This is a genomic window from Magnetospirillum sp. ME-1, from assembly GCF_002105535.1.
In the GTDB taxonomy this organism is placed as follows: Bacteria; Pseudomonadota; Alphaproteobacteria; order Rhodospirillales; family Magnetospirillaceae; genus Phaeospirillum.
On the sequence record NZ_CP015848.1, the window covers coordinates 673,036 to 696,821 of the forward strand.

24 protein-coding genes and 1 tRNA gene are annotated in these 23,786 nt (G+C 66.7%); 13 read left to right on the forward strand and 12 right to left on the reverse strand.

All coding sequences use genetic code 11. The features are described from left to right. Nucleotides 1–4: 4 nt before the first annotated feature. From WV31_RS03050 to gyrB, 7 genes are all read left to right on the forward strand, one after another. Nucleotides 5–364, forward strand: a complete 360-nt coding sequence (locus WV31_RS03050; RefSeq protein ID WP_085372205.1) for a hypothetical protein — start codon at nt 5–7, stop codon at nt 362–364. A 22-nt stretch (nt 365–386) separates the two neighbouring features. Then, nucleotides 387–1,163 (forward strand): enoyl-CoA hydratase, encoded by a 777-nt coding sequence (locus WV31_RS03055; RefSeq protein WP_085372206.1) that lies wholly within the window; start codon nt 387–389, stop codon nt 1,161–1,163. Between the two features lie 116 nt (nt 1,164–1,279). Next, nucleotides 1,280–1,552: a 30S ribosomal protein S20 gene (rpsT, locus tag WV31_RS03060; protein WP_068437307.1), complete on the forward strand. Its 273-nt coding sequence runs from the start codon at nt 1,280–1,282 to the stop codon at nt 1,550–1,552. 503 nt (nt 1,553–2,055) lie between these two features. Then, on the forward strand, nt 2,056–3,468 hold the full coding sequence (gene dnaA / locus WV31_RS03065) for a chromosomal replication initiator protein DnaA (protein WP_168185839.1): 1,413 nt from the start codon (nt 2,056–2,058) through the stop codon (nt 3,466–3,468). Nucleotides 3,469–3,572: 104 nt separating this feature from the next. Next, nucleotides 3,573–4,691 carry a DNA polymerase III subunit beta gene (dnaN, locus tag WV31_RS03070; RefSeq protein ID WP_085372208.1) on the forward strand — a complete coding sequence of 373 codons (1,119 nt, stop codon included), beginning with the start codon at nt 3,573–3,575 and terminating at the stop codon, nt 4,689–4,691. Then, nucleotides 4,688–5,866 (forward strand): DNA replication/repair protein RecF, encoded by a 1,179-nt coding sequence (recF, locus tag WV31_RS03075; protein WP_085372209.1) that lies wholly within the window; start codon nt 4,688–4,690, stop codon nt 5,864–5,866. Before dnaN ends, recF begins: the two co-directional genes overlap by 4 nt. Beyond that, complete coding sequence (gene gyrB / locus WV31_RS03080) at nt 5,866–8,316, forward strand: DNA topoisomerase (ATP-hydrolyzing) subunit B (protein ID WP_085372210.1); 2,451 nt, start codon at nt 5,866–5,868, stop codon at nt 8,314–8,316. Before recF ends, gyrB begins: the two co-directional genes overlap by 1 nt. A gap of 359 nt (nt 8,317–8,675) precedes the next feature. Here the strand turns inward: gyrB and WV31_RS21385 are convergent, their stop codons facing one another. From WV31_RS21385 to WV31_RS03125, 10 genes are all read right to left on the reverse strand, one after another. Next, nucleotides 8,676–9,713 (reverse strand): hypothetical protein, encoded by a 1,038-nt coding sequence (locus WV31_RS21385; protein ID WP_145980719.1) that lies wholly within the window; start codon nt 9,711–9,713, stop codon nt 8,676–8,678. 469 nt (nt 9,714–10,182) lie between these two features. Further along, nucleotides 10,183–10,449: a hypothetical protein gene (locus WV31_RS03085; protein WP_085372211.1), complete on the reverse strand. Its 267-nt coding sequence runs from the start codon at nt 10,447–10,449 to the stop codon at nt 10,183–10,185. 1 nt (nt 10,450) lies between these two features. Continuing rightward, a complete protein-coding gene (locus WV31_RS03090) occupies nt 10,451–10,750 on the reverse strand; it encodes a hypothetical protein (protein WP_145980720.1) in 300 nt (99 codons plus the stop codon). A gap of 10 nt (nt 10,751–10,760) precedes the next feature. Continuing rightward, a complete protein-coding gene (locus WV31_RS03095) occupies nt 10,761–13,895 on the reverse strand; it encodes an efflux RND transporter permease subunit (protein WP_085372213.1) in 3,135 nt (1,044 codons plus the stop codon). Between the two features lie 13 nt (nt 13,896–13,908). Then, the gene (locus tag WV31_RS03100) at nt 13,909–15,489 is read right to left on the reverse strand and encodes an efflux RND transporter periplasmic adaptor subunit (RefSeq protein ID WP_085372214.1); all 1,581 of its coding nucleotides are present in this window, start codon (nt 15,487–15,489) and stop codon (nt 13,909–13,911) included. After that, a complete protein-coding gene (locus WV31_RS03105; RefSeq protein WP_085372215.1) occupies nt 15,486–16,718 on the reverse strand; it encodes a TolC family protein in 1,233 nt (410 codons plus the stop codon). Before WV31_RS03105 ends, WV31_RS03100 begins: the two co-directional genes overlap by 4 nt. Beyond that, nucleotides 16,715–16,981, reverse strand: a complete 267-nt coding sequence (locus WV31_RS03110) for a hypothetical protein (RefSeq protein ID WP_085372216.1) — start codon at nt 16,979–16,981, stop codon at nt 16,715–16,717. Before WV31_RS03110 ends, WV31_RS03105 begins: the two co-directional genes overlap by 4 nt. 68 nt (nt 16,982–17,049) lie before the next feature. Next, on the reverse strand, nt 17,050–17,505 hold the full coding sequence (locus tag WV31_RS03115) for a hypothetical protein (RefSeq protein WP_085372217.1): 456 nt from the start codon (nt 17,503–17,505) through the stop codon (nt 17,050–17,052). Between the two features lie 83 nt (nt 17,506–17,588). After that, on the reverse strand, nt 17,589–18,008 hold the full coding sequence (locus tag WV31_RS03120) for a hypothetical protein (protein ID WP_145980721.1): 420 nt from the start codon (nt 18,006–18,008) through the stop codon (nt 17,589–17,591). A gap of 329 nt (nt 18,009–18,337) precedes the next feature. Beyond that, entirely contained in the window at nt 18,338–18,637 is a 300-nt protein-coding gene (locus tag WV31_RS03125; RefSeq protein WP_085372219.1) for a hypothetical protein, read from the reverse strand. A gap of 180 nt (nt 18,638–18,817) precedes the next feature. On the opposite strand from WV31_RS03125, the gene WV31_RS03130 reads away from it, so the two are divergent. From WV31_RS03130 to WV31_RS03145, 4 genes are all read left to right on the forward strand, one after another. Next, nucleotides 18,818–18,910: transfer RNA gene (locus WV31_RS03130), tRNA-Ser, on the forward strand. Nucleotides 18,911–19,132: 222 nt separating this feature from the next. Further along, a complete protein-coding gene (gene pxpB / locus WV31_RS03135; RefSeq protein ID WP_085372220.1) occupies nt 19,133–19,843 on the forward strand; it encodes a 5-oxoprolinase subunit PxpB in 711 nt (236 codons plus the stop codon). After that, nucleotides 19,836–20,876 (forward strand): biotin-dependent carboxyltransferase family protein, encoded by a 1,041-nt coding sequence (locus WV31_RS03140; RefSeq protein WP_085372221.1) that lies wholly within the window; start codon nt 19,836–19,838, stop codon nt 20,874–20,876. Before pxpB ends, WV31_RS03140 begins: the two co-directional genes overlap by 8 nt. Before the next feature lie 6 nt (nt 20,877–20,882). Continuing rightward, entirely contained in the window at nt 20,883–21,653 is a 771-nt protein-coding gene (locus WV31_RS03145) for a LamB/YcsF family protein (protein WP_085372222.1), read from the forward strand. A gap of 186 nt (nt 21,654–21,839) precedes the next feature. Here WV31_RS03145 and WV31_RS03150 read toward each other — a convergent pair whose 3' ends face one another. Both WV31_RS03150 and WV31_RS03155 read right to left on the reverse strand, forming a co-directional pair. Next, entirely contained in the window at nt 21,840–22,064 is a 225-nt protein-coding gene (locus WV31_RS03150; RefSeq protein WP_068428098.1) for a hypothetical protein, read from the reverse strand. A gap of 119 nt (nt 22,065–22,183) precedes the next feature. After that, nucleotides 22,184–22,717: a hypothetical protein gene (locus tag WV31_RS03155; protein ID WP_085372223.1), complete on the reverse strand. Its 534-nt coding sequence runs from the start codon at nt 22,715–22,717 to the stop codon at nt 22,184–22,186. A gap of 230 nt (nt 22,718–22,947) precedes the next feature. Here WV31_RS03155 and WV31_RS03160 point away from each other — a divergent pair, with 230 nt between their 5' ends. Together WV31_RS03160 and WV31_RS03165 are read left to right on the forward strand one after the other, a co-directional pair. Then, a complete protein-coding gene (locus WV31_RS03160; RefSeq protein WP_085372224.1) occupies nt 22,948–23,367 on the forward strand; it encodes a response regulator in 420 nt (139 codons plus the stop codon). A gap of 7 nt (nt 23,368–23,374) precedes the next feature. Further along, a complete protein-coding gene (locus tag WV31_RS03165; RefSeq protein ID WP_085372225.1) occupies nt 23,375–23,785 on the forward strand; it encodes an Hpt domain-containing protein in 411 nt (136 codons plus the stop codon). The last annotated feature ends 1 nt before the right edge of the window (nt 23,786 follow it).

Below are 23,786 nucleotides of genomic sequence, written 5' to 3' on the forward strand. Positions count from 1 at the left end.
TTCCATGGCTCGTTTTCGGCATCTCGCTACCGCTTTCGCGCTTACCGTCCTGCTCGCCGCCGGTCCGGCGCGGGCCGAGGCGTTCCTGTCGGCCTACGAGGATCTGCCGCTGGCTCCCGGGCTGACCGAGGTGATGGGATCGGGGGTGTCCTTCGATTCGCCCTCGGGCCGCATCGTCGAGGCCTATGCCCACGGCACCGTCAAGGCTTCCGACATCTTGAAATTCTATGCCGCCACCCTGCCCCAGTTGGGCTGGACGCGCGAGAGCGACCGGCTCTATCGCCGCGAGACCGAGGTGCTGCGGCTTGAAACCACCCAGGACCGCGCCGGGGTGACCCTGCGCTTCACCGTTTCACCCGAATAGACCCTAGCGAAGAGGAATTCCCATGGCTTTCGAGAACATCACCGTCGAGACCCGCGGCAATGTCGGCCTGATCGCGCTGAACCGCCCCAAGGCCATGAACGCGCTGTGCGCCGCCCTGATCTCCGAGCTGGGCCAGGCGCTGGACGCCTTCGAGGCCGACGATAATATCGGCGCCGTGGTGCTGACCGGTTCGGACAAGGCCTTCGCCGCCGGCGCCGACATCAAGGAGATGGCGTCGAAGGGCTACATGGACGTCTACCTGTCCAACTTCATCACCGACGGCTGGGAGCGCGTCACCAAGTGCCGCAAGCCCATCGTCGCGGCGGTGGCCGGCTTCGCCCTGGGCGGCGGTTGCGAGATGGCCATGATGTGCGACTTCATCATCGCCGGCGACAACGCCAAGTTCGGCCAGCCGGAAATCACCATCGGCACCATCCCGGGCGCCGGCGGCACCCAGCGCCTCACCCGGGCCGTGGGCAAGTCCAAGGCCATGGAGATGTGTCTGACGGGGCGCATGATGGACGCCGCCGAGGCCGAGCGTTCGGGCCTGGTCAGCCGCATCGTGCCGGTGGCCGAGCTGGTGGACGAGGCGGTCAAGGCCGCCTCCAAGATCGCCGCCCTGTCGCGCCCCATCGTCATGCTGTGCAAGGAATCGGTCAACGCCGCCTTCGAGACCACGCTGGCCCAGGGCGTCACCTTCGAGCGCCGGCTGTTCCACTCCACCTTCTCCACCGAGGACCAGAAGGAAGGCATGGCCGCCTTCGTCGAAAAGCGCCCGGCCGCTTTCAAGAATCGCTGATCTGCCTCCCGGAGCCCGGTGAATCCGCCGGGCTCCGATTCAACGCTTGACGACCTTCCGGCGCGGACATATAAACGCGCCTTCGAATTTGCAACCGTGTTCCAAGGTTCTGATCCATGGCCCATCATAAGTCGGCTAAGAAGCGCATCCGCCAGACCGAGCGTCGTACCGAGGTCAACCGCGCCCGCGTGAGCCGTATCCGCACCTTCGTCAAGAAGGTCGAGCTCGCCATCGCCGGTGGCGATTCCGCCGCTGCCCAGGCCGCCCTCAAGGAGGCCCAGCCCGAACTGATGAAGGGTGCCCAGGCCGGCGTGCTGCACAAGAATACCGCGTCGCGCAAGGTTTCCCGCCTTGTCGCCCGCGTCAAGGAGATGAAGCCGCTGGCCTAATCGCCAATGGCTTGATTTTCCTGCGATTTTAAAGGCCGCGCCCTGGGCGCGGCCTTTGTCGTTCCGGCAATTCCAGACGAATCCACGAGTCCGGAATTGCAAGCAAAAAATTTTCCATGTTCGCGTTCCGATCACGTTGCGAGTCGCCGATGCTCTCGGTAGAGTCGCGAACCTCGCTGGCCGCAATAATGTGGCGCCGCGAAATCAATAGAATTTTGCCTTTTTTATTTCTTCTCTGCTTCACATGACTGTGTGAAGCAGATCACAGCCCGTTGATGACTTTTTGTAATATGGGTAGCTGGACGTATTTACAGACAGCGCGCTCCAGAGTATGACTCGGCCCCGCCAATGTCAGGGGATGAAACGGCCGCATGCGAGCGGGGCGCGAGCCTCGCCGGGAGGGGAGCCCGACGCATGGTGCCGCAAAGGTAGAGCGAGGGACGGTGTCGTGATCAAGGTTTCACGGCGCCGTGGGACGGTGGGCTAAGGATTCGGGGACGGCAATGGTAAAGTCAGAATGGGATCGCGTTAAGGTCAGGCTGAAGGACGAGATCGGCGACGCCGCCTATCGTTCCTGGCTGCGCCCCATCACCCTGCACGGCATGAGCGACGACGCCGTCAAGCTGGCCCTGCCCACCCGCTTCATGCGCGACTGGGTCAACACCCATTACGCCGAGCGCATCCGCACCCTGTGGGGCGCCGAGAACCCGGCCATCCGCAACGTGGAAATCGTCGTCGAGGCCGCCCGCGCCGTTTCCGCCGCCCGCGCCGCCGCTCCCCAAGCCTCTCCGCAGACCGCCGCCACCGCCGCCGCCCCCGCCACCGCCATCGAGCCGCCCCGCCCCGCGCCTTTGTGCGCGCCGGTCGCCGCGCCGAGTACCGATGCCGACGAACTGGGCGCACCGCTGGACACCCGCTTCACCTTCAAGAACTTCGTGGTGGGCAAGCCCAACGAATTCGCCTGGGCCGCCGCGCGGCGGGTGGCCGAGGCCGATGCCGTGTCGTTCAACCCGCTGTTCCTCTATGGCGGCGTCGGCCTGGGCAAGACCCATCTGATGCACGCCATCGCCCATCACATCCGCGAGCGCAACCCCGAGCGTTCGGTGCTGTACCTCTCGGCCGAGAAGTTCATGTACCGCTTCATCCGGGCGCTGCGCGGCCAGGACACCATGTCGTTCAAGGAGCAGTTCCGCTCGGTCGACGTGCTGATGATCGACGACGTCCAGTTCATCGCCGGCAAGGATGCCACCCAGGAAGAGTTCTTCCACACCTTCAACGCCCTGGTGGACCAGGGCAGCCAGATCGTCATCTCGGCCGACAAGTCTCCGTCGGACCTGGAAGGCATCGAGGAGCGCCTGCGCTCGCGCATGGCCTGCGGCCTAGTGGCCGACATCCACGCCACCACCTACGAGCTGCGCCTCGGCATCCTGCAGTCCAAGGCCGAGCAGATGGGCGTCATCGTGCCCCAGAAGGTCATGGAATTCCTGGCCCACAAGATCATCTCCAACGTCCGCGAGCTGGAGGGCGCGCTGAACCGCGTGGTCGCCCATTCCCAGCTGGTGGGCCGCACCATCACGCTCGAGACCACCCAGGAAGTGCTGCACGACCTGCTGCGCGCCTCGGACCGCCGGATCACCATCGAGGAGATCCAGAAGAAGGTCGCCGAGCACTTCACCATCAAGCTGGCGGAAATGTCCTCGGCCCGGCGCTCGCGCCAGGTGGCGCGTCCCCGCCAGATCGCCATGTACCTGGCCAAGCAGCTGACCTCGCGCTCGCTCCCCGAGATCGGCCGCAAGTTCGGCGGCCGCGACCACACCACCGTCATGCACGCGGTGAAAAAGGTCGAGGAGCTCCGGGAAGTGGACCAGAACTTCGCCGAGGATGTGGAACTGCTGCGCCGCATGCTGCAGGGCTGACCCCCGCCCCCGAAATCGCTTTTGGACTCTGGCGCCTGTGATATACTGCCCAACCCTGCCTGAAGGGGGGCAGTAACGAATCATATGGGTATCAGCAGAACGCCATGAAACTGACCATCGAGCGCGCCGCGCTGTTGAAGTCGCTGGCCCACGTCCAGAGCGTCGTCGAACGCCGGACCACCATTCCGATCCTGTCCAACGTCAAGCTCGAGGGCCGTGCCGGCCTTCTGTCGCTGAACGCCACCGACATGGATCTCGACATCATCGAATCGGTGCCTGCCGACGTGGTGCGCCCCGGCGCCACCACCGCTCCGGCCCACACCTTCTACGAGATCGTGCGCAAGCTGCCCGACGGCAGCCAGGTGGAGATCGAGCATGATGCCGAAAGCGGCCAGCTGACGCTGCGCTCGGGGCGCTCCAAGTTCTCGCTGGCCTGCCTGCCGGTGGAGGATTTCCCGGTCCTGTCGGGCGGCGAGCTGCCGTTCAGCTTCTCGCTCTCGGCGGCCGAGTTGAAGACCCTGATCGACCGCACCCGCTTCGCCATCTCGACGGAAGAGACCCGCTACTACCTCAACGGCATCTACCTGCATGCCGCCAAGGCGGACGGCGTGGATGTGCTGCGCGCCGTGGCCACCGACGGCCATCGCCTCGCCCGGGTCGAGATCACCCTGCCCGACGGCGCCGCCGGCATGCCCGGCATCATCGTGCCGCGCAAGACGGTAGCCGAGATCCGCAAGCTGATCGACGAGACCGACGGCGAGATCACCGTGTCGCTGTCCGAGACCAAGCTGAAATTCGCCTTCGGCGACGCCGTTCTGACGTCGAAGCTGATCGACGGCACCTTCCCCGATTACGAACGGGTGATTCCCGCCGACAACGACAAGGTGCTGGTGGTCGACTGCAAGAGCTTCGCCCAGGCCGTGGACCGCGTGTCGGCCATCTCCACCGAGAAGAGCCGGGCCATCAAGCTGGCGCTGGAAAAAGGCAGCGCCACCCTGTCCGCCTCCAGCGCCGAGAACGGCAGCGCCACCGAGGAGATCGAGGCCGATTACACCTCCACGCCGCTGGAGATCGGCTTCAACTCGCGCTACCTGATGGACATCCTGGCCCAGGTGGAGGGCGACACCGCCCGCTTCGCCATGGCCGACGCCGCATCCCCCACCGTGGTGCGTGAGATGACCGATGGCGGCGCCATCTACGTGCTGATGCCCATGAGGGTGTGATCGGCGATCCGGTGATCCGCGCGCAATCCGAGCGGCCGGCGATCCGCCGCCTGTCGCTCGCCGATTTCCGCTGTTATCGGACGCTGCGCCTCGAGACGGACAACCGCCCGGTGGTGTTGACGGGGCCCAACGGCGCCGGCAAGACCAACATTCTCGAGGCCTTGTCCTTCCTGGTTCCGGGCCGCGGCCTGCGCCGCGCCGGGGCGGCGGACATCACCCGCCACGGATTGCCGGCCGGCGCGCCTTGGGCGGTGGCGGCCACCCTGGACGGGCCGGCGGGACGGGTGGAGATCGGAACGGGCCGCGAGGCCGGGCACGAACGCCGCTCGGTGCGCATCGACGGCAAGCCGGCCAAGCCCGGCGACCTGGCCGGACTGGTTTCGGCACTGTGGCTGACCCCGGCCATGGACCGCCTGTTCATCGAGGGGGCGAGCGGACGGCGGCGTTTCCTTGACCGCCTGGTGTTCGGGCTGGTCGCCGGCCACGGGGCGGAATCGGGGGCCTACGAGCACGCCATGCGCGAGCGCACCCGCCTGCTGCGGGCGGCGCGCGACGGCGGACCGAGGCCCGATCCGGCCTGGATCTCGGCGCTGGAGGAGGGCATGGCCCGCCATGGCGCAAGGATCGCCCTGGCCCGGGTCGAGACCATCGCCCGCCTGGATGCGGCCTGCCGCGCCGGACTGGGGCCGTTTCCCGCCGCCGGGCTGGCGGTCGAGGGCGAGATCGAGGGCTGGCTGGCCGGGGGAACCTCCGCCGAGGAGGCCGAGGAGAGGTTCAGAAGCGCGCTGCGACTCGCGCGCGCGCGCGACGAGGCGGCCGGCGCCGCCACCATGGGTCCGCACCGTTCGGATCTGCTGGTGCGCCACGTGCCGAAGAACCTGCCGGCGGGGCAATGCTCCACCGGCGAGCAGAAGGCGGTCCTGGTGTCCATCGTGCTGGCCCAGGGCCGGGTCCAGGACCAGACGGGCGGCCGGGCGCCGCTGCTGCTGCTGGACGAGGTGGCGGCCCATCTGGACGAGGTCCGGCGCGCCGCTTTGTATGACGAGCTTTGCGCCCTCGGGGCTCAGAGCTGGATGACCGGAACCGACCGGGCGCTGTTCGCCGGTTTCGGGGAAAGGGCCCAGTTTTTCCGGGTGACCGACGCCACGGTCGCCCCAGATAAGGTTGAGATGTGATGAGCACCGAACCCATGACCCCCAACGATCCCCACGCCAGCGCGAACGGAGCCGAGGAATACGGCGCCGGCTCGATCCAGGTGCTGCGAGGGCTCGAAGCGGTGCGCAAGCGTCCGGGCATGTATATCGGCGACACCGACGACGGTTCGGGCCTGCACCGCATGATCTACGAGGCGGTGGACAACGCCGTGGACGAGATCATGAACGGCTTCGGCGACCGCTGCGACGTGGTGCTGAACGCCGACGGCTCGGTCCTGGTCACCGACAACGGCCGCGGCATTCCGGTGGACATCCACCCCGAGGAAGGCATCTCGGCGGCCGAGGTGGCGCTGACCAAGCTGCACGCCGGCGGCAAGTTCGACCAGAACTCCAACCGCATCTCGTCGGGCCTGCACGGCGTCGGCATCTCGGTGGTCAATGCCCTGTCGGAATGGCTGGAGCTGCGCATCTGGCGCCACGGCAAGGAGCACTTCATGCGCTTCCGCCACGGCGAGCCCGAGGCGCCGCTGGCCGTGGTGGGCGAGTGCGGCGACCGCACCGGCACCCAGGTGATGTTCCTGCCCTCCAAGGGCACCTTCTCCCACACCGATTTCGATTTCGACACGGTGGAGCACCGCCTGCGCGAACTGGCCTTCCTCAACTCGCGCGCTACCCTGATGCTGAAGGACGAGCGCCACGCCGAGACCGCCGAGGTGCTGCTGCATTACGAAGGCGGCGTCCAGGCCTTCGTCCAGTGGCTGGACCGCTCCAAGGAGGCGCTGCACACCCCCATCCTGGTGGCGGCCGAAAAGGACGTGGTGCGGCTCGAACTGTCCATGGAATGGACCGACAGCTACCACGAGACCTGTCTGTGCTTCACCAACAACGTGCCGCAGAAGGACGGCGGCACCCATCTGGCCGGCTTCCGCGCCGCGCTGACCCGGACCATCAACGCCTATGCCAATGAATCCGGCATCGCCAAGAAGGAAAAGGTCAACCTGTCGGGCGACGACATGCGCGAGGGCCTGACCTGCGTGCTGTCGGTGAAGATGCCCGACCCCAAGTTCTCGTCCCAGGCCAAGGAGAAGCTGGTCTCCTCCGAGGTCCGCCCCCTGGTGGAGAACCTGGTGGGCGAAAAGCTGGCCGAGTGGTTCGAGGAGCACCCGGCCGAGGCCCGCAAGGTGGTCACCAAGGTGGTCGAGGCCGCCGCGGCGCGTGAAGCCGCCCGCAAGGCCCGCGAACTGACCCGCAGGAAGGGCGTGCTCGACATCGCCACCCTGCCGGGCAAGCTGGCCGATTGCCAGGAACGCGACCCGGCGCTGTCGGAACTGTTCATCGTCGAGGGTGATTCGGCCGGCGGCTCCGCCAAGCAGGGGCGCAACCGCGCCAACCAGGCCATCCTGCCGTTGAAGGGCAAGATTCTCAACGTGGAGCGGGCCCGCTTCGACAAGATGCTGTCCTCGGCCGAAATCGGCACCCTGATCGCCGCCATGGGTACCGGCATCGGGCGCGAGGATTTCAACGTCGACAAGGCGCGCTACCACAAGATCATCATCATGACCGACGCCGACGTGGACGGCTCGCACATCCGCACCCTTTTGCTCACCTTCTTCTATCGCCAGATGCCCGAGCTGATCGAGCGCGGCTACCTCTACATCGCCCAACCGCCGCTCTACCGCGCCAAGCGCGGCCAATCCGAGGTCTACCTCAAGGATGACCGGGCGCTGGAGGAATACCTGATCGACGGCGGCCTGTCGGATGCCGTGCTGAACCTGGCCGACCGCACCCAGGTGGCCGCCGCCGACCTGCGCGCCCTGGTCGAACAGTCGCGCGCCGTGCGGAACCTGCTGAACCCGCTGGCCCGGCGCCTGCCGCTGAAGCTGGTGGAACAGGCGGCTATCGCCGACGCCCTGGATTCCGCCCTGCTCACCGACGCCACCCGCGGCCCGGCCATGGCCGACGCCCTGGCCAAGCGCCTCGACGCCCTGGAATCCGACCTGGAGCGCGGCTGGACCGGCACCTGGGTGGAGGGCGACGGCTATACCTTCGCCCGCACCCTGCGCGGCGTCACCGAGACCCACCACCTGGATTCGGCGGTGATCCGCTCGGCCGAGGCCCGGCGCCTGCACGACCTGGCGCCCCGCCTGCGCGAAACCTTCGAACGCGCCGCCACCCTGGTGGTCAAGGAACGTGAAACCGTCCTGGCCGGCCCCGTCGCCCTGGTCACCGCCGTGATGGAGCAGGGCCGCAAGGGCATCGCCATCCAGCGCTACAAGGGCCTGGGCGAGATGAACCCGGAACAGCTGTGGGAAACCACCCTCGACCCCCAGGTGCGTTCGCTCCTCCAGGTCAAGGTGGCCCAGGCCGACGACGCCGAGCAGGTGTTCTCCACCCTGATGGGCGACGTGGTCGAACCCCGCCGCGACTTCATCCAGACCAACGCGCTGAAGGTCTCGAACCTGGACGTGTAGGGTGTGTGTCGGGTGACGCATAAAGCGCAAACACGACCCATAACGCGCTAATTTTTGACGCGTAAAATGCAAAGGCCGCTCCGGATGGGGCGGCCTTTGGTACTCCTTGATGGCTATGAGCCGTCTTCACCCGCTCTTGCGCCCCGGAATGACCAAATTGGGCAGGAAGGGGAAGGGCGAGTTTGGAGTTACAGGAGGGAGGGCAGATTTTAGGATAAGTGCAGTGGCGCCTGAACCGAGATTGGGGCGGATTCCCATTGATGCCATATGACCAAAAGCGCTGACACACATTGACATGGAATAAATTGTATTTCTATCAGTGAGATATCGATACCTCTCACCAAATAAGATTGGCCACATCACTTCATGGCTTTAGGGTATGAAGGATCCTGTGCTTCGCCCGAAGGAGGCGTTTCTGCTTCGCTTCGTTGCGTATTAGATCTTGATCTTTTGTGCGAGTACGCCTGTTCGCGCACGCGGAGTTGGTCGAACGCCTCATTAAATTCTTGCAGTCTGACTTTCATCAACTCGCGCGTTTCCAATGAACACGAATGGAACAGATCAGGATGATAGATTTTAGTAAGTGCGCGTAAGGTCATTTTGGGTGTCGTGGATGGCGCATTGGTCTGGACCTTCAGCAAGTCTTCGATGCGGATGTCCATCCTGTGGCGATGAATTTCATCTGGCTGAATATGCCGGTCAATTCTCGGCTTCCTACGCCCACCTATCGGCGGGACAACATTAATCCGAAACCGATGCGTTAAACAGAAATTCACAGCAACAATTTCACCGTGAAAGTTGCGCCAACTGAGCTGCCGATCCGGCGCCAGATATTGCAGATCGTTGTCACCAACATTACACGCGACAAACTCTTCGTTGAGGAACACCTCAAGTGGTGTACTCGGAGCCGTATCCACCGATCCCTTCGATTTCATTGCCGAGTCAATCGTTACCGCCTTGAAGCCAGCTTTGCCGTAAACCATGATGAATGCCGCCTCACGCCAGGTCGATAGACGTGCGGATTGATCGATGAGGCTGCCCGAGCTACCTCCCTCGACCTTGGATTGGAATAGCAAGGATTTCACATCCGTATACGACTGATGCTCAAGCGATAGCTCAAATATGCCATCGGCCCCAATAGCCTTCTCTGGCGCTCCTTTGCCTCTGCCACCAAACTTTCGGTAGTGAAGTGACCACGTCCATACGCCGCCTAGCTCAACATTGTCGACCATTACCTTTCGGCGGCGGGTAGTCATTTGACCACCGAGATGACCGGTAACGACGTCCTCATCCTCCCAAGCAGATTCGAATTCCTCGACGGTCGCATTAATCGCTTCTGTCAGGCGCTCCGCTATATCAATCCGGACAGCTTCTGGGATGTACATATTATGGCGCATGTCTAATCTTGCACCCCCACCCCCAATAATGCAACCTGTCCGATAATATTTGACTCCCCCACCCTTGGCCCTTAAGGATTCTTGCCTTCAGCCGTGGTGTCTGCCTCCCCCATAGCCGCTTCAGAGCGCCATGCTCAGATCATCGAACAACCACCATGGACGCAAACACGCCCCGGTTCTCGCCAGATTTTGAAGCGTAATGTGCAAAAGCCGCTCCGAGTAGGGCGGCCCTCTTCGTCATGCCTGCCTGAACGACCAGGGCCAGTTGCCCCCGGAAACACCTAGGGCGCCGAAGCCTTCCGGCTTTGGCGCCCTGGTCTGGTTCTCGGTACCCTCTTCAGCCCGCAGGCCTATCCCCTGTCCCAGGTGGATCGGACTGATCATCCGACGGGGAGGCGCTATCGGATCGCGGGATCCTCAACCGACAAGTCGCCTCGAAAGCCAGTTCATCACACCGGGATGGCCCTTTTCAAGGGGCGGCCTTTCCCCGCGCCGGGATTCCCATCTCCAGCACCCCCGCCGCCAGCCGTGCCTGCTGCTCGATGGATCGCTGGGCGCCAGCCTTGCGCCGGACGACCAGAGTGCCGGCATCCAGTTCCGCGTAGCCGACGGCGCCGAGCCCGAGGGCATCCAGATCGCCGCAGATCATGTCCCGAGGCGCATTCGGCGAGATCAGAAGCCAGAACCTCCGGAAGAACGGCGCCTGGAACGCCACCTCCTTCAGCAGATGGTTCATCTCACCCCGGCTCTGCCGGAAGGGGAACGGCATGGAAGCCGTCCACGAAGTCGATCCCGAAATCCCTCATCCCCACGGCGATGGCGAAAGAGTGGAAGGAGGTGAACTTGAAGTCGCAGGTGAGGCGGATATCCTCCTGGGTCAAGGGGCGCTTACCCAGTTGTCCTTCGAGGACCGGGAGCTCCCAGGGCGGTGGAGCCGATGACAGTTCCCCGATGGGGCCGGCGGTCTCCTGCCGCGCCGAGACCGGCGACGACAGCAGGACGGTGCAGAGAAGGCATGCGGCGGCGGGCCGGATCACCTCCGCCTCCTCAGGCCATGTCCGTGGCACGGCGGCGAACCGTGTCATGGCGCAGGATTTCCCGGCGGATGGAGCCGAAACGGAGGTAGAGCGCCGGCACCACCACCATGTTGAGGATGGTGGACGACACCAGCCCGCACAGGATCACCACCGCCATGGGGGCCTGGATCTCGCTGCCCGGCTGTCCCCCGGACAGGGCCAGCGGGATCAGGGCCAGGCCGGCGGCCAGGGCGGTCATCAGGATGGGCGCCAGACGCTCGCGAGCGCCACGGCGTACCGCCTCGGCCGGATCGGCCACCCCTTCCCGCTCGGCCAGATGGTGGATATGGGCGATCATCATCACGCCGTTGCGCGTCGCGATGCCGAACAGGGTGATCAGGCCGATCAGGCCGGCGATGGTCATCACGCCGCCGGTCATGTAGACGCCGACCACGCCGCCGATCAGGGCCAGCGGCAGGTTGAGCATGACCAGCAGGGCGTCCTTGACCGAATGGAAGGCCAGGAAGAGCAGCAGGAAGATGCCCGCCACCACCACCAGGCTCAGCAGGCCGAGCGTGCGGGTGGCCTCGGCGGCGCTCTCGAACTGGCCGCCGAATTCGACATGATAGCCCTGGGGCAGTTTGACCTCGGCCTCCACCTTAGCCCGCATCTCCTCGACCACGCTGCCCAGGTCGCGTCCCGCCACGTTGGCCGTGACCACGATCTTGCGCTGGACGTTTTCGCGGCTGACGCTGTTGGGGCCTCTGTCCTTGGCGATATCGGCCAGGGCGATCAGCGGCAGGCGGGCACCGGACGAGGTAGTGACCAGCGTCTCACGGATGGCGTCCAGGCTGCCCCGCACGGAAGGATCGTAGCGGACCACCAGATCGTAGGTGGCCTGACCCTCCATGATCTTGGAGACGGTGGTTCCGGCAAAGGCCGTCTCGATGGAATCGGCCACCTGACGCAATGTCAGGCCATGGCGGGCGATGGCGGCGCGGTTGAACTTGACCGTCAGGAAGGGGATGTCGGTCTGCTGTTCCGCCGAGACATCCACGGCGCCGGGAACCTTCTCCACCGCCGCCTTCACCTGGACCGCCGCCCGGCGCAGGTCGTAAAGGTCGCTGCCGAAGATCTTGATGGCGATGTTGGCCCGGCTGCCCGACAGCATGTGGTCGATGCGGTGCGAGATGGGCTGGCCGACGATGATGTTCATGCCGGGGATCTGGGCGAAGTCGCGGCGCAGTGCGTCGAGGAAGTCCTCCTTGCTGCGCTCCTTCATGGCCAGGCTCACCTCGATCTCGGATTCGTGGATGCCCAGCGCGTGGGGGTCGAGCGGCGAACGGCCTGTGCGCCGCGCCGTCGCCGTCACCTCGGGCTGGCGCAGCAGGGCGTCCTCGACCAACTGGCCGAGAGTGGCCGATTCCTCCAGCGAGGTTCCCGGCAGGGTAGAGGCCGAGATGGTCAGGGTGCCTTCGTTGAAATCGGGCAGGAAAGCCCGGCCCGCCAGCCCAAGGGCCGTCATGCTGAGCGCCAGCGCAATCCCCGAGCCCCAGGCCACCGCCTTCCAGCGGGTGAGCGTGGCGGCCAGCACCCGGTCGTAGCGGGCCAGCAGCCAGCGGATCAGGGCGGGCTGGTGCCCGGCCTCGCCCTCCTTATGGCGGACGAGCAGCAGCGAGGCCATCACCGGCGTCACCGTTATGGCGACGAACAGCGAGGCGGCCAGCGAGATGACGTAAGCGAGGCCAAGCGGAACCATCAGCCGTCCCTCCACGCCGGTGAGGAAGAACAGCGGCAGGAACACCAGCATGATGATCAGGGTGGCGAAGACGATGGAGCCCTGGATCTCGCGGGTGGCCTCGAAGACCACATGGATCGGGGATTGCTGCCGGTCGGGGGCCAAGCGCCGGTTGTCGCCCAGGCGGCGGACAATGTTCTCCACCACGATGATGGCATCGTCCACCAGGGCGCCCAGCGCGATGGCCAGGCCGCCCAGCGTCATGGTGTTGATGGAGGCGCCCATGGACTTCATGGCCAGAATGGCCGTCACCAAGGACAGCGGCAGGGCGGTGAGCGTGATCAGCGTCGCCCGTCCGTTCATCAGGAAGGCGAAGACGATGGCCACCACCAGGATGGCGCCGTCTCTGAGCGCATCCACCAGATTGCGCACCGAAACATTGATGAAATCGGCCTGACGAAAAATGTCGGTGGACAGCACCATCCCCTCGGGCAGGGTCTTGCGAAGATCGGCGAACACGGCATCGAGACGCCGGGTCAGTTCCAGGGTATTGGCGCCGGGCTGCTTCTGGATGCCCAGCACCACGGCGGGCTTGCCGTTGTTGGAGCCGGTGCCGCGCCGGATGCCGGGGCCGATGGCCACCTCGGCCACGTCGCGGATCAGCACCGGAACGCCGCCCCTGCGCCCCACCGCCGTGGCGCCGATATCGTCGAGCGAATTGATGCGCCCCATGCCCTGGATCAGGTATTCCTGCCCGCCCTCGGCATAGAAGCCGGCGGGAGCGTTCTGGTTGCCCTCCTTCAGCGCCGCCAGCACCTCATCCACGGTAATGCCGTAGGCGGCCAGCCGGTCGAGGCGGATGGTGACCTGATACTGGCGTTCGTCGCCGCCGATGGGCAGCACCTCGGCCACGCCGGGCACCGCCAGGATGCGCTTGCGCACCACCCAGTCGGCGGCGGCCTTCACCGCCATGCCGTCATAGCGGTCGGAGCGCAGCGCGATGAACATGATCTCGCCCATCACCGAGGCGGCGGGCGCCATCACCGGAGCGGTCACGTCGGGCGGCAGCGAGGCGCGGGCCAGTTGCAGTTTCTCCGCCACGATTTGCCGCGCCGTCAGCACGTCGGTGCCCCAGTCGAACTCGACGATCACGGTGGACAGGCCGACAGTGGTGCTGGAGCGCACCCGGCGAATCCCCGGCGCACCGTTCAGCGCCGTCTCGATGGGGAAGGTCACCAGCCGCTCCACTTCGGTGGGGGCCATGCCGTGGGCCTCGGTGGCGACGGTGACCGAAGGCGCGGTGAGGTCGGGAAACACGTCCACCGGCATGCGCAGGGTCTCGTATGTCCCCCAGCCCAGCAGCAGGGCGGCGGCGGCCAGGACGAACAGCCGCGAGCGCAGCGACCACTGGATGATGTAGCTGATCATGGATGAGCGCTCCTCAGTGCGCGTGGCCGTGGGACAGCGAGGCCGGAGCCGCCGCCGCCAGCTTCACCTGATAGGCGCCCCGGGCCACCACCCGCTCGCCCGCCGACACGCCGTCGCGGATGGCGACGAAATCGCCGTCACGCAGGCCGGCTACCACCGCGCGGCGTTCAAAGGACTCGCCGCCGGTCTGGACGAACACCACCGGCTGGCCGTTGTCGTCGAGGATCGCCGAGGCCGGAACGGCAGGACTTTCCTCGGCCGCGCCGGTGAACACCCGGACCTGGGCATAGGCGCCGATGCGGAACCGCTCCTCGGGATTGTCGAACTCGAACAGCGCCGGAACGGTGCGGCTCTCCTTGTCCACCACGCCGCCCAGCGCGATCAGGCGACCGTTCCTGCCCTGCTCGATGAGGGTGGCAGTCTCGTAGCCATCGGCGGTGAACCACGCCCCCAGGGGATCGCGGACCCGCCCGATCTGGGCCTCGGGGATCTGGGCCTCCAGCCACAGTTTCGACAGGCCGGCGATATGGAACAGGGGCTGGCCCTGGCCGATGGTGGCACCCGGCTGGGTGTTGACCGCCGCGAGGCGGCCGGAAACCGGAGCACGCAGGGCGATGCCGCCCTTGGCCCCCTGGTAGGGGGCGGCGCGGCGGGAAGCGGCATCCAGTTCCGCCCGCGCGGCGGCCTCCTGGTTGCGGGCCTCGATCACCCGGCGCTCGGGGATGGCCTCCAGTTTCAGCAGCCCTTCCAGCCGCTGGCGCTCCTGCGTCGCCAGGTCGAGGGCGAGGCGGGCCTTGCGGCTTCCCAGTTCCAGGGTGGCGGAATCGGTCTCGGCCCCCAGTTGCGGCACCAGCCAGGCCAGAACCTGCCCCTTCTCTACCATCTGCCCCATGCGTGGAAAGTCAGGAGACGGAGTCAGCATCCCGGCGCCCGGCGCCGCGACGATGGCCTCGTCCGAGGCCCGTGCCCGGATGGTTCCGCTGGCCGCCACCGAATCCCGGATCAGGCGCGGACGCACTTCGGCGGTGGCGAAGTCGATCTTCCACTGGACCTCTTTGGTGACGGCGATCCGTCCCGTCTTTTCGCCATGATCGGCCTCGTCCATGGCGGCCTTGGCGCCCGCGTCGTCGGCATGCACGGTGATCTCGCCCAAATCGTGCCGGTCCGCTCCGTCGGGTGTGCGCAAGGCGACGCCCAGACGGCGGGTTCCCGCCGCCTTGGGAATGACCAGAGCGCGGAAGATGCCGGGCTTGTCCATGAGGGCGGGGAAACTCTCGTCCGGCTGCCCGCCGCCCGACAGGGTGATGACCGCCTCTCCTCCGGCCGGGGGCTTGAAATCAGCCAGCCGGGTAAAGTGCAGGACGAAGTCCCCGGCCTCGCCCGCCACCGGAACCGGATATTCCATGAACAGTTCGGTGGAGACGGCGAAGGTGGTCGAGGACAGGCGTTCCTCGGCGTGGGCGTGCTCGCCCCCGTTGGAATGCCCTTCCTCGGCATGGGCGGCCTTGACGGCATGCCGGGGGACCATGGTGGCGTAGATTCCGGCTCCCCCCAGGGCGGTTCCGGCGGCCAGGGCGATGATCAGCTTTCTCATGGCGCGGTCTCTCCGGTGGCGAGCATCAGTTCGGTGTGGGCTTCGCGGGCTCCGAACTCCAACTCGATGGCTGTGGTTTCGGCTTCCAGCAGGGATTTGTGGGCGTCGAGCAGTTCCAGCACGTTCATCTCGCCCGCCCGGTAGGCGCCCTGGGCGATGCGCGACAGGTCGCGGGACGGGGCCAGGGAGCTTTCCCGGAAGTTCAGCGCCGTCTCGCGCAACTCGGCCGTTCGGCGCCATAGGCCGCGGATTTCACCCTCGGCCTTGGCGCGGGCCAGCGCCAGATCGGCGGCGGTGGCGCGGGACTGGGCGGCGGCCTTGCGGCTGGCGGCCTGCCCCCGGTCGAACAGCGGCAGCGGGGCCGAGACGGTCAGCAGGACGCCCTGGTCGCTGCGATCCGGCTGCTCCACCTGCTTCAATCCGGCCCCCAGGGTGAGGTCCGGTATCCAGCCCCGGTCGGCGGCGCGGCGATCCAGGTCGGAGGCGGCGATTCTGGCCCGCAGCGCCCGCAGGTCGGGACGGTCTTCCAGGTGCGACATCAGGTCGTCGAGGCCGAGCGAGGGTGGGGGCAACAAAGCGCCCTCGATCCGGGGCATGATGGTGCCGGGAGCCCAGCCCATCAGGGCGCGCAGACGCTCCCACGAGTCCGACAGATCGGCGTTCAGGGCCCTGACCCTGGCATCGGCGGCCACCCGTTCGCGGGTCAGGCGCCGGGCGTCGTAGCCCGACACTTCGCGGCCGCTCCTCAGTTTGGTCAGCACTGTTTCCGCCTCGGCAAGACGGTTGGCCCAGCGTTCGGCCGCCGCCTTGGCTTGCTGACGCATCACCACGGCGTAGAACAGCTTGCGGGCCTCGCCCCCGGCCTCGCGGGTGCGCTGGCGGGCCTCGGATTGGGTGGCGTCAACCCGTCGCCCGGCGGCATCCTGGCGCAAGCCCCGCCGCCCGGAGACGTCCACCGGCTGGGACAGGCGATAGGTGTCCTGCACCGTGGCTCCTCCGGCCCCCTTGGTGCGATCGCGCTCGTACTCGAAGGTGGGATTGGGCCACAACCCGGCCTCATCCTCCTCGGCCCGGGAGGCATCGACGGCGCCTTCCGTGGCGTTGCGCAGGTCGTCGCGCCCCTGCGCGGCGGCGATGGCGGCCTGCTCATCCAGGCGGCCGGTCGCGGCCGCCGCCGGGAAGGTCAGGCCCAGTGCCAGGATCGCCGCCAGGATCCTTGGCGGGCTCAATGCTTGTGGTCCTTGAGAACCAGGCCGTGGGCCACATCGATGTAGCCCTTGGCCTCGTCGGCCTTGCCCTCCTTGCACAGCTTCTCGGCGGTCTCGATCTGCCACTTGGCGCGGTCGCGGTCGGCGGGTTTGCCGTCGAAATGCTTTAGGCCCTGCTTCAACTCGGGCAGGAGGTCGCAGGACTTGGCCTTGGACGATTGGGCCCAGGCGGGGGCGCCGAGCAGCAGGGCGGCCAGGACGGCAATGGTGATGGAACGGGACATGGCGTGGGTCTCCTTTCGGGAGGATGGGGCGGCTGACCGGCCGGCACGCGGATGCCGGCCGGTAGGTTTCAGTTCGCCTGGGCGGGAAGATCGAACCCGGTCATGGCCTCGCAGATTTCCTGCACCCGGGCCATGTGGGCCGCGCTCTCCGTGCTGCGGAGGTCGAGGTGGTCGTCGGTTTCCCGGCGGCACTTCTCGGCCAGTTCGGCACGCCGCTTGGTCTCCATGGGGGAGCGCCCTTTGATGGCGGGCAGATCGGCCATCTCGCGGCACAGTTCCTTCAGGTGGCTGGTCTCGCGGGTGGAGTTCGAATCGCGGTAGCGGTGCTGCATGTTGGCCGGCATGCGTGCCGCCGTCTGGTCGAGATTCCAGTTGGCCTCGGCCAGGCAGGCGCGGCGCAGGGTTTCCTGACGGTCTTCAGGTGTCTTGCCCTCCAGGCGCTGGGCCAGGGGGATGGTCGGAGTGGAGGCGCAGGCCGACAGGCCCACCGCCATCAGGGCGATGATCAGGATATGGGGACGCATGGAGAGATCTCCGTAAGCAAACGCGGGACGAACGCATCCGCCCCAAGGCAGACGCGCAAAGACGTTCGGTTAGCGGAGAAAACTCAGTTCAGCAGAACCACCGAGCGGTGGGAGACCAGACGCGGGTCAAGCGACGGCCCTTCCGTGGGGAAGGCGGCGACAATGGTCGGCGGCTCCTTGGGGGAAAGAGCCCACGGGGCCGGCGAAACGGGCAGAGCCACGTCCGAACCAAGGACAGTCTGCTGCTTGAGGATCGGCGGAGCGGACTGGACCAGGGGGATATCGACGCAATCGACCGCTGCCGTCAGGTGGTGCCCGGCGGAAAGGCCATCCGCCGATCCAAGATCGTGATGCTGGGCTTGAGCGGCCTCAATGGCCAGATGCCCATCGCCGCCCAGGCACAAGGCGAATGCCCCGCCCGCCGGTCCCCCAAGCAGAATCATCAGCAGGCTGAGCAGAGCAGCCAGCTTCCGAACCGGAAGGGTGGACATCAAACGGGACAAGGACGGCAATCCATTCTGACGATATCAGATGACGGCTAACATGGAGATGGTGGGCGGGCAAATGAAAGCTTTTTCACGTTGTCCTGCGAATAGACGGCTCAAGCGAGCCTCCATCTATACGCCGGCAACCACTCCTGTGTTGCACGTTGGCCATCCACGGCGAATTCTCCGTCCCCGCTGCCATTGCTTTCGGTGGGTTAGACGCAATGGCTTTGCGGGTTTTGAGGAGCAACATACAAAGGCCGCTCTAGCTAGGGCGGCCTTTGGCGTTCATTGAACCGACGATCGAGTTGTCTTCACCCGTTCTTGCGGGACAAAGCGGGATAGGTTCAGCGGCGGAAGACGAAGCGGCGCTGACGCTGGCGCTTGCGGCAGGCGACGGACAGGCTGAGGCCCATCAGGCCGACGGCGATCCAGGCGGGCATGTCGAGAATGGCCGCCGCCAGGCCGCTGAGGACGGAGCGTCCGGCATCCGTCGTATCGGGAGCGTGGCCAGCGAGCAGAGTGACCACATCGGCGGTGACGATGCTCGCATATTCGGTCGGGCCAAGCGCCAACACGGCGTCAGCCGACGCCATGATCACGGCAAGTCCGACCAGCAGCCATCCCGTCACGCGCCCGAAGAACATGTATGCCCCCGACGATTATCGCCATTCTCTAACGAATGAATATAGGTTTGCTCCGAAGTTATCTGAAATTCAACCGTTTTCAGTAACATCGGCCGAATCTCATAGGGGGTTGCACACCATTAAGCCCTCGTGTATCTTCCCGCCCTTCCCCGAACCCGGCACGCCGGGTTCGCGTGGTGCGGAGGGGTGGCCGAGCGGTTGAAGGCGCACGCCTGGAAAGTGTGTATACGGTGTTGAGCCGTATCGAGGGTTCGAATCCCTCTCCCTCCGCCATTTAAATGCCGAAGGCCCCCTTTGCGGGGGCCTTCGGCATTTAAGGCGGTGCGGGGATCGGTGAGCGGCTCTCTGCCCGAAAAGAACAGATGGAGAGCCGGCTGATGGAGAGCCGGCTGGGCGCCGCGAAAATTTGACGCCAATTTGCAGGCGCCCTCGCGTCTGACGTCGCCCCCCGCACATTTCCGTTGCGCCCGCCGCCACTGGGCGGACAATGCGGGGATGGAGACATTGCGCATCACCGATGTGGGCGACACCGCCTTCAGCGTCGAATTCGGCGAATGCATCGATCCGGCCGCGAGCGCCCGGGTCGCCGGGCTGCGTCATGCCGTGGCCGAGGCGTACCGGGCGGGGAGGCTGGCGGGGCTGGTGGAGACGGTTCCCACCTTCCGCTCGCTGCTGGTGCAGTACGATCCGCTGGCGACCTGCCGCGCCGAGATCGAGGCCGAGATCCGCGCCATCGCCGGCACCAGCGGGACGGCGCCCGAGGCCGCCGGCCGCCTGTGGGAGATTCCCGTCTGTTACGATGCCGATCTGGGCGAGGATCTGGGGGAGATCGCGGCATCGCGCGGCCTGTCCAGGGACGAGGCCATCGCCCTGCACGCGGGGGCCGAGTTCTTCGTCTACATGCTGGGCTTCATGCCCGGCTTCGCCTATATGGGCGGCCTGCCCGAGGCGCTGCGCCTGAAGCGGCGGGCCTCGCCCCGGCTCAAGGTGCCGCCGGGCTCGGTGGCGGTGGCCGATTCCTTGTGCGCCGTCTATCCCTGGGAGAGCCCCGGCGGCTGGCACCTGATCGGACGGACGCCGCTGAAGATGTTCGACCTGGACCGCGATTCGCCCAGCCTGCTGGCGGCCGGCGACCGGGTGCGCTTTCGCGCCATCGACCGCCGGACGTTCGAATCGCTCCGGGACAAGGGATCGTCCCATGACTGAGGGGCTCGAGATCGTTCACCCCGGCCTCTACACCACGGTTCAGGATCTGGGCCGCTTCGGCTATCAGGACCAGGGAGTGCCGCCCGCCGGCGCGCTGGATCCCATCGGCCTGCGTCTCGCCAACGCCATGGCGGGCAACGATCCCGGAGACGGTGCACTGGAGATCAGCTATATGGGCCCCGTCCTCCGCGTCACGGCCGGTTCGGTGCGAATCGCCGTGGCGGGCGAGGTGAAACTGGTCATCGCCGAGAACGGCACGCCCCGGCCGGTGGCCGCCAACCGCTCCCACCGCCTGAACCGCGGCGACGTGCTGACCGTCGGCGCGGTGAGCGGTTCGTCCACCGCCTATCTGGCGGTGGAAGGCGGCTTCGCCCTGGCGCCAGTGATGGGCAGCCTGTCCACCTATGCCCGCGCCGGACTGGGACCGTTGGGAGGCAAGCCGCTGTCGGCCGGGATCAAACTGCCCCTGCGGCAAGGCGAATGCGCCGCCCGTGACGAGACGGTGCTGGGCCGCCCCATGGATTACCCAACCGGGCCGGTCCGGGTGGTCCTGGGCCCCCAGGCCGAATCCTTCACCGCAGAGGCCATCGCCACCCTTCTGGAAGCGGAATTCCGCGTCACCCGCGAGGCGGACCGCATGGGCCTGCGCCTGGACGGCCCCAAACTCAGCCATAGGGGGCCGGCCGACATCGCCTCGGACGGGCTGGTCGGCGGCTGCATCCAGGTGCCGGGCAGCGGGCACCCCATCATTCTGCTGGCCGACCGCCAGACGGTGGGCGGCTATGCCAAGATCGCCACGGTGATCTCCGCCGATCTGCCGCGCCTGGGCCGCGCCGTGCCGGGAACCGTGCTGACCTTCGCCGCCGTGAGCGTCGCCGAGGCGGAAGCGGCGCGGCGCCACCTGGAGCAGTGCGTGCGGCAAGCCATCGGGGCCATGACGCCGCTGTCGCCCACCGGCATCGACATGGAGGCGCTCTATGGTTCCGACCTGGTCTCGGGCATAGTGGACGCGGTCAGCGGATTGGGAAGGTAGGCGGCCATGGTGCTGCGCGTGGATTTGAACTCCGATCTGGGCGAGGCCTTCGGCGCCTGGTCCATGGGCGATGATGGGGCCATGCTGGACATCGTCTCGTCGGCCAACATCGCCTGCGGTTTCCATGCCGGCGACCCCATGGTGATGACCCGCACGATCCGGGCCGCCCGGGCGGCCGGTGTGGGCATCGGCGCCCATCCCGGCTATGCCGATCTGCAAGGCTTCGGCCGCCGCGCCATGGCCTTGTCCGTCGCCGAGATCGAGGCCCTGCTCGCCTACCAGATCGGCGCGCTCAAGGGCATCGCCAGCACCTGCGGCGCATCGGTGGGGCACGTGAAGCCCCATGGGGCGCTCAGCAATCTGGCGGCGGTGGACAGCGAGGCGGCGCTGGCGGTGGCGCGGGGAATCCGCGCCGTGGATGCGGGCCTGATCCTGCTGGCCCCGGCCGGATCGGCCATGGCCGCCGCCGGGCGGAACCTCGGGCTGATCGTGGTCGAAGAGGTGTTCGCCGACCGCAATTACGGCGAGGACGGCAATCTGCTGCCGCGCTCCCACCCCCAGGCCATGGTGCACGATCCCGAGGAGGCCACCGCCAACGTGCTGCGCATGGTGACGCAGGGAGTCTTGCGGTCGGTCAACGGCCGCGACATCGCCTGCCGCGCCCAGTCGGTCTGCGTCCACGGCGACGATGCCGGCGCCGTGGCGTTGGCCCGGCGGCTGCGCGATGGCCTGACCGTCGCCGGAATCGGGATCGCCCCCCTGGCCACCCTGGCCTGAGGAGCGGGGCAATTCAATGCCGGTGAGGAGAAGAGGCCCTGGACCGCGACGTCCAGATCGACAAAAAAAGAGGCCCGCAGGGCAGCCATCGCTTCCCCGAGCCTTGCGTCAAAGATGAACTCCGCCAGCCCCGCTCTGCGCCATGCCTGACGCCCAACGGCTTGGCGGGCCTAGGCCACCCAAGGCCTAGACCGAAATATCCACGATCGTGCCGATGGAACCGCTTTTGACGGCGGAATCAGCGACCGCAGCAGCCTGCTGCGCCGACTGACCGCCTTGGGTCAATACCTGCGCAATGGCTTGGGCGGCCATTTCTTCCTGCTTGATGACCGTCAGCGGTGCCTGCAATCCGGCAGCGGCCCGCTGAAGATAGAGCGCCGAATTCCCGGCGCCGACGGATGATGCGTCCATGGTCCTGCCTTTCTGGCTGAACGGTTAGAGGATCACGTTAACGCATTCTTCATCAAATGTCACGATCTGGAATCAGGGCAGGAGCTCCGACTCGCCCCCCGCCAGCCGGCTTTCGCCGCTCATTGGGGATCGCCCGCCAGGTCCCGCATCACCTGCCCCATGAGGCGGACGAAGCGGGCATCGCCCGGCCCGTTGACCTTGGACACCCAGCCGCGCACCCACGACATCTGGGCGCCCCCGTGGCAGAAGACCGCCATGACGTCGATGCGCCCGCCATCGGCCTTGGCCGCGCTGGTCGCCACCCGGCCCGCGCACAATTCGGCGGCATCCTGATTGGCCGGCGCCCCCAGGGCCACCACCACCTTGACCTTGGGCAGGCTGGCCGCCTGGGGATCGGTGGTCATGGCGAAGGGCCGGGCGGGAATGGCCGCCGACATGGCCTTGGCCACCTGGTTTCGCAACTCGGCAGCCGACACGCCGAAGGGATCGCCATGCACTTCCAGCAGCAGCGGCCCGGACGACGTGGCGGCGAAGAACGTGCTCCAGGTGGCGGGATTGCGATAGCCGCCCGGCACCGTGGAGGGGCCGTCGCCGCAACCGCCCACCAGGGCGGCAAGGGCGGCGGCGCCCAGCGAGAGGAGTTTTTTCATCATCCCCCAAGGTTACTCCGCCCGGGCCGTTAGGCAAGCCCCATACCCACCCTATAACCCCACTGTGATTCCACCTAATACTAGAGACTCGGTTTTCCGCAGCGCCTGTACGGTGTTAAGGTATTCACCGGATAAGCTGTGAAAGCATCCAATTCCGGCCAACGAGCCGGCCAGGGAAGGAATACGCGGCGCGGGGGCATGTCCCATGCGCCGGACGTCTCGGGGGAGAGGGCATGGGACGGCGCGTCTGCGTCTTGATCATCGAACCGAACGCCCATATGCGGCGCCTGATCGGCACGCTGATGGGTGCGGTTCCCGCCCATGAAGTGGTCGAGGCCCGCACGCCGCAGCAGGCCGAGGCCCTGGTCGCCTCGCGCACGCCGCAACTGGTGATCATGGACTGGTCCGACGATCCGACCGAGGGTGTGCTGTTCGTTCACCGGCTGCGGCGCGGCGAAATCGGCCGCGCCGACGTGCCGATCCTGGCCATCAGCCCCTCGCTGCACCATGCCGTTCTGGAATCGGCGGTGGAAACCGGCATCGACGACATCATCGCCAAGCCCATTTCGGCGGTTGAAATCATCGCCCGGGCCACCGAACTTATCGAGCAGGATCGCCGGCGCACCGAGACGGCGGAACAGGCTGCGGAATAGTCCCCACATGGCCGGAGACGGCGAGCTTCCCGAACTTTCCCCCGAGGCCCTGGCCCGGGCCGAGGCGGCCCTGGCGGGGTTGTCGGGGCGCTACCTCGACTGGGCCGCGGCCGATTCCGTCCGGCTGCAATCCTGCCTGGACGAAGCGCGACAGCCGGGCGCCGACCTCGCCGCCCTGCTGCCCCGGCTGTTTACCATCAGCCACGACATGAAGGGCCAGGCGGCCACCTTCGGCTACCCCCTGGTCAGCGAACTGGGCAACCGGCTGTGCCGGCTGATCGAGGAGGCGGGGCCGGCCCCCGCGCCGGACATCCTGGACCACGCCGCCCGGCTGGCCGACGGCATGGCCCGGGTCATCGCCGAACGCCTGGAGGGCGATGGCGGCGAGCAGGGGCGAATGCTTCTGGCGCAAGCGTGAT